Annotated in this window: 2 protein-coding genes, 1 tRNA gene and 1 pseudogene; 2 read left to right on the top strand and 2 right to left on the bottom strand. The window is 33.9% G+C overall.

Features of this window, described 5'->3' with window-relative positions; all coding sequences use genetic code 11:
* Positions 1 to 86 precede the first annotated feature (86 nt).
* A pseudogene (locus tag OZD66_RS05995) lies at positions 87 to 227 on the top strand (DprA-like winged helix domain-containing protein); the annotation flags it as partial.
* Positions 228 to 309: 82 nt separating this feature from the next.
* Here the strand turns inward: OZD66_RS05995 and OZD66_RS05990 are convergent.
* Both OZD66_RS05990 and OZD66_RS05985 read right to left on the bottom strand, forming a co-directional pair.
* The gene (locus tag OZD66_RS05990; RefSeq protein ID WP_182366620.1) at positions 310 to 1,038 is read right to left on the bottom strand and encodes a triosephosphate isomerase; all 729 of its coding nucleotides are present in this window, start codon (positions 1,036 to 1,038) and stop codon (positions 310 to 312) included.
* A gap of 24 nt (positions 1,039 to 1,062) precedes the next feature.
* Positions 1,063 to 1,135, bottom strand: a tRNA-Thr gene (locus OZD66_RS05985).
* 78 nt (positions 1,136 to 1,213) lie between these two features.
* Between OZD66_RS05985 and rsmA the strand changes: the two genes are divergently transcribed.
* On the top strand, positions 1,214 to 2,026 hold the full coding sequence (rsmA, locus tag OZD66_RS05980) for a 16S rRNA (adenine(1518)-N(6)/adenine(1519)-N(6))-dimethyltransferase RsmA (protein ID WP_182366618.1): 813 nt from the start codon (positions 1,214 to 1,216) through the stop codon (positions 2,024 to 2,026).
* Positions 2,027 to 2,440: the final 414 nt, after the last annotated feature.

Here is a 2,440-nt window from a genome sequence, read left to right as displayed (position 1 = left end):
GTCATAACTATATGCTGCTGGCATGCTTACCATCACTACTATAAATCCATATCTTACCTTTTTTGGACTATTATGAGAAGTGCTATAACTCTGTACCTGTTGATATAGATGAACTTATATTAGCAAGCGGACTTTCTACCAACATAGTTCTAATGGCTCTTTTGGAACTAGAGTTGGAAAACAAAATAGAGCGTTCACCGGGGAATAAAATATCGTTAATTTTCTAGATTACTTTAGCTATGTCGTTTTACTAGATGTTCGTACAGATATATGCTTGACACTGGAATGATGACATTTATCATAGAATTCTTAGTTGCTGATTTTAGAATTGATAAGAGAAAACTTTTTTTCAACTTGTTGTATAATTTTATAAAAGTGATCTAAATCTAAGCTTGCACTGCCAATTAAAACTCCTGATAAATTTGAAATATTTAACAAATTTCCTATATTTTCTGAACTGACTGAACCACCATATATAATGTGTTTTTTACCAGCACACAATTTTATTACCTCTATCACCTCAGCAATTGCATCATTATTTGGCACATGACCTGTGCCTATTGCCCATATTGGCTCATATGCTACGGTATATTCACCGTGTGTTGGCAAGCGGTTTTTACATTGATATTCTATTACTTCTTTTGTTTTTTCATTCTTATAATCTTCTGAATTTTCACCTACACAGATAATTGGGTGTAAGCCTGATTCTATTGCTATTTCCGACTTAAGTTTTATTTCACTATCTTTTTCATTGGCCCTTTCAGAATGCCCAAGTATTACGTAAGTACACCCTAGTTCTTTTAACATTTCTGCGCTAATTTCACCTGTGTAAGAACCGAACTTTTTATGATGGCAATTCTGTGCTCCTATATTAATATTATTGTTCAACTCTATACTGCTTGGAAATGATGTAAAAGGAGGGCAAATCACTAGCTTAGAGGTAATTTCGTTGCTCTTGTTGTTAAGTTTGCCTATAAAGTCAACAAATGAAGAACGCATTCCATTCATTTTCCAATTTGCTACCATTAAAAAGGACATCAACTTTACTTATATGGGCGAGAGTGCCGGCTGTCGGACTTGAACTGACAACCTACTGATTACAAGTCAGTTGCTCTACCAATTGAGCTAAGCCGGCGTTAAACACATTAATAATATACAATTATCAATGAATTTTAGTCAACTAATTTTTAAAATACTGTATAATGAAAATAATATGAAAAAATTTTTACTGAAGCCAAAAAAGAGTCTAGGGCAAAATTTTATTTTATCGAGTGAGATAACAAAAAAAATCGTCGCTTTAGCTGGTAGTCTGGAAAATTTTAATGTCATTGAAATTGGTCCTGGATATGGTGCATTAACAAGAGAAATATTGGTGCATAATCCAAAGTCTCTACTCTCTATAGAAAAAGATAGAGATTTAGTAAAACACCATGATCAACTCCTAAATGAGCATCAAGGAAAGTATAAAATTATAGAAGCAGATGCACTGCACGTTATAGAAGAAGAGCTGATAGAACGTCCAGTTAAAGTTATTGCTAACTTGCCTTACAATATCTCGGTAGTGTTATTTTTAAAGTGGTTAAATAATATAAAATTTTTTACGAACTTGACATTAATGTTTCAAAAAGAGGTAGCAGATCGCATTACGGCAAGACCCAATTCTAAAGATTATGGTTCCTTATCAGTGCTAAGCCAGTTACTATGTGATATAACAAAGGAATTTGATATTGAACCTAAAGAGTTTTTTCCAAGACCAAAAATACATTCTTCAGTAATTACAGTAAATCCTTTGCCTACCCCAAAGTTTGCAGTAAATTTGGAAACCTTAACAAAATTAACACGTGCTGTTTTTTCTCAAAGAAGAAAGATGCTGAGAAATAGCTTGCAAAATATAACGAACCATGCTGAAACTGTCCTCGAAAACGCTAAATTGAGTGGAAACCAGCGTCCAGAAAACTTAACCATTGAGCAGTTTTGTTTGCTGGCAAATAATGTAAAATGCTTATTTTGCAATAAAATATATTAGCAACCATATAGCCTTTCTATCCCCTAAAAACAGTTAGAGCTATACGACAGAGCCACACCGGCTTCTATAGCTCCGCTTCTGTCATCCTATGGCTTACTGTACGAACATTGCAATATGGCACATAGTAAACGATGTCATTCCAGTCTGGAATCCAGCTTTTTCATAATCATTAAAACGTTGTATTTTAACATAAAACGGCTACTTTTATACTTAATAAAATTCCTGGATCCCAGTGTCTGGGCACTGGGATGACATCCTCCTGCTAGACAATATTCGTACAGTTGTGGGCTTGACCATAGGATGGCTTTGTTGCATCGCTACTTGTGAAAGGCTAACTATAGTTAGGATTATAAGCAACCTATTGAAAATCTTGTTTTTTTGCAATCAATCTGATCAAATTTAAGAATAGTAATT

Origin of the sequence: Wolbachia endosymbiont of Drosophila baimaii (assembly GCF_028982185.1) — a bacterium.
Taxonomy (GTDB): domain Bacteria; phylum Pseudomonadota; class Alphaproteobacteria; order Rickettsiales; family Anaplasmataceae; genus Wolbachia; species Wolbachia pipientis.
Note: the sequence above shows the minus strand (reverse complement) of the source record. Positions and strands in the feature narration are given on the sequence as shown.